The organism is Planctomycetota bacterium (assembly GCA_038746835.1).
Classification (GTDB): Bacteria; Planctomycetota; Phycisphaerae; order Tepidisphaerales; family Tepidisphaeraceae; genus JBCDKH01.
Genome location: JBCDKH010000228.1, coordinates 1 through 5252, shown reverse-complemented (window position 1 = coordinate 5252; position 5252 = coordinate 1). Strand labels below are relative to the sequence as shown.

Genomic DNA, 5252 nt, shown 5'->3' with positions numbered 1-5252 from the left:
TAGCGGTCGAAGAAGCGTTGCCAGTCGTCGTCGCTGGTCATGGCGATGGTGCCGTGCCACTCGTCGCCGTTCCAGAACTGGTTGGACCAGACGTGCGGCTTGGAGAGGACCTTGAGGCCTCGGGCCTTGGCGTCGCGGATGGTGGTCGCCAGGCCGTCGCGCGTCAGCGACCGATCGCCGCCCCAGCGGAGCTCGGGGCGATTGACGTTCGGCATGTAGACGAAGTCGGTGACGGTGATCCAGTTCCCGCCAAGCTCGCGGATGGCATCGAGCTGGCGACGTGCGGCGTCGGAGCCATAGCCGACCTGGCGGTTGTGGAGGTGAGCGAAGGTCACGCCTCGGACAGGCATGGGGTCCGCGGCGGCGGGAGCAACAGCGGCAAGGAATAGAGTCAGGATCGACAACCTCAACATAAGCCTGTTATAGTTGACGGCATGCGGCGTGCCGTAGTTCTTGCTGCTGATCCAGAGAGCCCAGGATACTGGACGGTCTCCGTGCCGAGTCTGCCCGGCTGTGTCAGTCAGGGGCGCTCGGAAGAGGAGGCTCTCGAGAATATACGTGACGCTATCGAGGGCTGGCTTGAAGTCGCTCGGGAGCACAACGACACGGTTCCCGAGGAGGATTACTCTGCACGAGTCGTCTACGTCGATGAGCCGGTCGCGACGTCATCGGCCACCAGAACCGCGGCTGCGTAGGGAACCTCGACCTTGCCAGCGAAGCTTCCAAGCCTTCGCCCGCGGGAGGTCATCCGCGCGCTGCAGCGAGTCGGCTTCGTGGTCGAAAGCGGCAAAGGCAAAGGAAGCCACACGTTCCTCCGTCGGGCGAAAGATCGCCGAACGACTTCAGTGCCGAAAGGCGATCCCGTCGCCAAAGGGACGTTGCGGACGATCATCCGGCAGGCCGGCCTGACCGTCGAACAGTTTGTCGACCTGCTCTGATCCTCACACCGCCGCGTGGCTTTGGACCTGCTGTTCGGCGTGGTAGCTCGAACGAACCAGCGGGCCCGACTCCACGTGACGCAGGCCCTTGGCCTCGCCGCGGAACTTCCATTCGGCGAACTCGTCGGGGTGGACCCAGCGGTCGACCGGCAGGTGACGCGGCGTCGGTTGGAGGTATTGGCCGAGCGTGAGGATGTCGCAGGAAATGCTGACGAGGTCGTCGATGACGAGGTCGACCTCGTGCTCCTCCTCGCCGATGCCGAGCATCAGGCCGGTCTTGGTGACGAGGCCCTGCTGCTTGCACCGCTGGAGCAGGTCGAGGCTGCGGCGGTACTTGGCCTGCGGGCGGACCTTGTAGTAGATGCGGGGGACGCTCTCGAGGTTGTGGTTGAGGATGTCGGGGGCCGCGTCGATGACGAGCTGCAACGCCGGCCAGTTGCCCTCGAAGTCGGGGATCAGCACCTCGACGCTCGTGCCGGGCGACTGCCGGCGAATTTCGTTGATCGTCTCGGCCCAGATGCGGGCGCCGCCGTCGGGCAGCTCATCACGGTTGACGCTCGTGATCACCGCGTGGCCGAGGCCCATCGTGGCAACGGCTTCACCGACGCGTCGTGGCTCGTCGTCGTCATGCCAGGTGGGCCGGCCGGTCTTGATGTTGCAGAACCCGCAAGCGCGCGTGCAGGTGTCGCCGAGGATCATCAGCGTCGCCGTGCCGCCGCCTTGGGCGTTCCAGCACTCGCCGATGTTGGGGCACTTGGCCTCTTCGCAGACGGTGTGGAGGTTGTTCTCGCGGACGAGCTGCTTGAGCCGGCCATAGCCCTTGCCGGCGGGCATTTTCATCTTGAGCCAGTTCGGCTTGCGCCGACCGGTGAGCGTGTCGACACCTCCGGCGAAACCGCCTCCGGCACCGCCGCAGGGCGGGACACTGCGGGCCGGTTCGTCCTTGACCACCGTGAGGGAAAGGTTCGCCGCCATCGCCACAGTGTATGAGCGGCAGGTAGCCTTGGTGCATGTCGATCAATCTGAACGTCATGCAAGTCGACGGTGCTTCGGCCGCGGTCGTGGTGCTGCCGGGCGGCGGCTACGGCTTCTGCAGCGATCGCGAGTCGGAAAACGTCGGCCAATGGCTCAACACGCTCGGCTACACGGCGGCGATCTTGCGGTACCGCGTCGCACCGGACCGAAACCCGGCCCCGCTCGAAGACGCGACCGAGGCCGTCCGGCAGATTCGGGCGATCGACGGCATCGATCGCGTCGGTATCCTCGGCTTCAGCGCGGGCGGCCACCTTGCCGGCTGGACGTCGGCAACGCTCACCAGCGACCAGATCCAGGCCGCAGTGCTGTGTTACCCTGTCGTCTCGCTCACCAAGCCCTTCGCCCACGGCGGCAGTCGCGACAACCTCCTCGGGCCTGATGCACCCGACGCCCTCGCCGAAGAGTTGTCGCTCGAAACCCTCGTCCACGACCGCATGCCGCCGACGTTCATCTGGCACACGACGCACGACGAGCCGGTCCCGCCGCGGAATGCGTTGCTGCTGGCGAGCCGGCTCGACGACCTCGGCGTGCCGTATGAGCTGCACCTCTACGAGCGAGGCCATCACGGCTTGAGTCTCTTGGACGACGACCCGAAGGCGCCGCGCGAAGTTGTCAGCTGGATGACCCATGCCGCGGAGTTCCTGGCAAGGCATCTGCCGGCGCGTTGACACAAGTTCTCGCCTCCCGATTCAGTCATCCTGAGCGAGCGCAGCGAGTCGAAGGACCTCGTTTGGTCGTCGTCTCAGAGCCACCGCGAGGTCCCTCGGCTGCGTTCGGGATGACGGAGAGAACGATGACGCGAAACAGCCCGACGCGTCGTGCGTCGGGCTGCCTCATTTGGAAAAGAGAGACTCGGTTCGCCTCAGGTCAGATGACCCATTCCATGGTCTCGACGTTCGTGCCGGCCAGCTCGTTGCCGCGGGCGACGAGGACATCGAAGCCGCTTTCGCCCTTGACGGTGGTGAAGCCGAAGACGGTGTTGTCGACGGCGACCAGCAGGTCGTTGCCACTGCCGAGCAGGACGGTGCCGTATTCCGTGGCCGTGCTGCCGTAGGCGAAGACGCTGTCGCTGCCGGAGCCCATGTTGACGTTCAGGCCCTGGAACTTGGCGTCGACCATCAGCAGCGTGTCGCGGCCTTTGCCCATGTCGATGGTGAAGTCGTCGCTGATGTTGGTGTTGCTGAAGACGACCTTGTCGTGTCCGCGACCGGTGAGGACGCTGCCGCCATCCGGGGCGATCAGGCCGTTGACGCGGACGACGTCGGAGCCGCCGTGGGTTTCGGCGCTGAACTTCTCGAAGTCGAAGCGGTCAAAGACCTGGCGATCAAAGCCGTGGCCCCAGGTGAAGGTCGTGACGGTGACGTCTCGGCCGTCCTGGTGAACGGTGACGTAATCGGACCGTTCGGTGCCGGTGACTCGGAGCGTCTCGCCGTCGATCTGCGTGACGGCCGAGAGGAGCTTGCGATTTTCGAGGGTCTCGAGCGAGTTGAAGTGGTTCATCAAAGTTGGGTGGAGGGCGGTGTGGCGTGCGTGCCGGGAAGATGAACCCGCCCGCCCCGGAAGCCAGTGACACGGGGCTTATCAGACACGCGAACGCACCGACCACACCGGACGCGAGCTGTCGGGTGCTCGGTCTCCGATCGAAAACCTGGTCGCTTTGCTTTGAAAAACTCGCTTAGCGGTGAGCGTCAGCGAGCCTCACGATTGCGCTCGGAGGCTCGCTCGCGCTCACCGCGAAGCAAGACGAACGACCGCTGATGATCTCAACTCAAGCGCCGTCGGTCGCGCTGATCGTCGCGACGTTCTCGACGAACGCTGCGACACCCGATGCCACTTCGTTCCACGCCTGGCTTGCCGCGGCGCGGTTGAGTTCCGCGACGGTTGCCCGACCGTCGCGGGTGGCGGGGTTGCCTTGGTAGGCGAACGGTGCTGACGTCTCTGTGCTCCACGCGATCGTGCCGGTTCGAACGTCGATCAGGACGGCTTCGACTTCGGTCGCGCCGGTGAGTTCGCCCGTGTTGACCACCTGCGTCGTCCGCGTCAGCGTCTGAAGGACCAGCATCAGGTCCGCCCGATGCAACGCCGCCGCCTCGCGCAGCTGCGTCAGCGTCGGCTCTGCTGGAAACAGCATCTTGGGCAACTTATCGGCCTGGCCGATGCGGTCGCTGGCGGTGAGCGTGTCGAAGAACTGCCGTTCGAGGTCGTTGGCGTCGACGAAGGGCGAACCGTCCAGACTGACCCGCCGCAGCGTCTGGCCGATGGCGAAGACAGAGACTCGAGCGGCTTCGGGCAGTTCCAGCTGTTCGTCGACGAGCGATCGGATCTTGTCGTCCGACATGGCCGCGGAGTCGGCGGCGGTGAGTGACGGCGTGAGGCTGCTACCCGCTCCGCCGGCCAAGCCTTTGGGCTGCAGGTCCTTGGGCACCTGAAGCGCGTCCTGCGGAATCCTCGGGCCACACCCGCCAAGCACGCAAGCGAGCGCGACTGTGGCGAGAAACAGGGGCAGGTTGGTCTTGGCGGTCACGCTTGCCAAGATAACGCGGCTCACCGCCGATCGCCCACATGCCCAAGCGCAACGACCTGCACGCCATCCTCCTCCTCGGCTCCGGCCCGATCGTCATCGGCCAGGGCTGCGAGTTCGACTACTCCGGCACGCAGGCCTGCCGGGCGCTCCGGGCAGAGGGTTACCGCGTCGTCCTGATCAACTCCAACCCGGCGACGATCATGACCGACCCGGAGATGGCCGACGCGACCTACGTCGAGCCGATCACGCCGGAGGCGGTTGAGAAGATTCTGGTGCGTGAGAAGGAGCAGGGCACGCCGATCGACGCCGTCCTCCCGACGCTCGGCGGGCAGACCGGCCTGAATGTCGGCATGGCCTGCTGGGACCAGGGCATCTTCCAGAAGCACGGCGTCGAGATGATCGGCGCCAACCGCGAGGCGATCTGGAAAGGCGAAGACCGGCAGGCATTCAAGGACCTCATGCTCGAAATCGGCCTGATGGTGCCGCTCAGCGAGACGGTCCACACGATGGAGGAAGCCAAGGCCGCCCAGGAACGGCTCGGCCTGCCGCTGATCATTCGGCCCGCCTTCACCCTCGGCGGCACGGGCGGGGGCATCGCTTACAACCTCAAAGAGTTCGAAGAGATCGCGTGGAGCGGTCTGGACGCGTCGCCGACGACCGAGATTCTGATCGAGCAGAGCGTGCTCGGCTGGAAGGAGTTCGAGCTCGAAGTCGTCCGCGACAAGGCGGACAACGCGATCATCCTCTGCGGCATC

The 5252-nt window shown here is 65.5% G+C and carries 8 protein-coding genes; 4 read left to right on the top strand and 4 right to left on the bottom strand.

All coding sequences use genetic code 11. From position 1 onward, the window contains the following. The coding region (locus AAGI46_15540) for a hypothetical protein (GenBank protein ID MEM1013620.1) at positions 1-350 on the bottom strand (350 nt) is incomplete at its 3' end. 84 nt (positions 351-434) lie between these two features. On the opposite strand from AAGI46_15540, the gene AAGI46_15535 reads away from it, so the two are divergent. Both AAGI46_15535 and AAGI46_15530 read left to right on the top strand, forming a co-directional pair. Beyond that, positions 435-695, top strand: coding sequence for a type II toxin-antitoxin system HicB family antitoxin (locus tag AAGI46_15535; protein MEM1013619.1), 261 nt, complete (start codon positions 435-437; stop codon positions 693-695). 12 nt (positions 696-707) lie between these two features. Further along, positions 708-938, top strand: coding sequence for a type II toxin-antitoxin system HicA family toxin (locus AAGI46_15530; protein ID MEM1013618.1), 231 nt, complete (start codon positions 708-710; stop codon positions 936-938). A 3-nt stretch (positions 939-941) separates the two neighbouring features. Here AAGI46_15530 and lipA read toward each other — a convergent pair whose 3' ends face one another. Beyond that, positions 942-1913 (bottom strand): lipoyl synthase, encoded by a 972-nt coding sequence (gene lipA, locus AAGI46_15525; protein ID MEM1013617.1) that lies wholly within the window; start codon positions 1911-1913, stop codon positions 942-944. Between the two features lie 35 nt (positions 1914-1948). On the opposite strand from lipA, the gene AAGI46_15520 reads away from it, so the two are divergent. Next, positions 1949-2641 (top strand): alpha/beta hydrolase, encoded by a 693-nt coding sequence (locus AAGI46_15520; GenBank protein ID MEM1013616.1) that lies wholly within the window; start codon positions 1949-1951, stop codon positions 2639-2641. 199 nt (positions 2642-2840) lie between these two features. Here the strand turns inward: AAGI46_15520 and AAGI46_15515 are convergent, their stop codons facing one another. Together AAGI46_15515 and AAGI46_15510 are read right to left on the bottom strand one after the other, a co-directional pair. Then, entirely contained in the window at positions 2841-3473 is a 633-nt protein-coding gene (locus tag AAGI46_15515; protein MEM1013615.1) for a hypothetical protein, read from the bottom strand. 268 nt (positions 3474-3741) lie between these two features. Continuing rightward, positions 3742-4497 carry a hypothetical protein gene (locus AAGI46_15510; GenBank protein MEM1013614.1) on the bottom strand — a complete coding sequence of 252 codons (756 nt, stop codon included), beginning with the start codon at positions 4495-4497 and terminating at the stop codon, positions 3742-3744. 38 nt (positions 4498-4535) lie between these two features. On the opposite strand from AAGI46_15510, the gene AAGI46_15505 reads away from it, so the two are divergent. Then, positions 4536-5252 (top strand): carbamoyl-phosphate synthase subunit L (locus tag AAGI46_15505; protein MEM1013613.1); only part of this gene is annotated, 717 nt, incomplete at its 3' end.

Coding starts and splice junctions, on each gene's coding strand:
- AAGI46_15520 (MEM1013616.1), top strand. CDS start 1,949: ATGTCGATCAATCTGAACGTCATGCAAGTCGACGGTGCTTCGGCCGCG.
- lipA (MEM1013617.1), bottom strand. CDS start 1,913: ATGGCGGCGAACCTTTCCCTCACGGTGGTCAAGGACGAACCGGCCCGC.
- AAGI46_15515 (MEM1013615.1), bottom strand. CDS start 3,473: ATGAACCACTTCAACTCGCTCGAGACCCTCGAAAATCGCAAGCTCCTC.
- AAGI46_15535 (MEM1013619.1), top strand. CDS start 435: ATGCGGCGTGCCGTAGTTCTTGCTGCTGATCCAGAGAGCCCAGGATAC.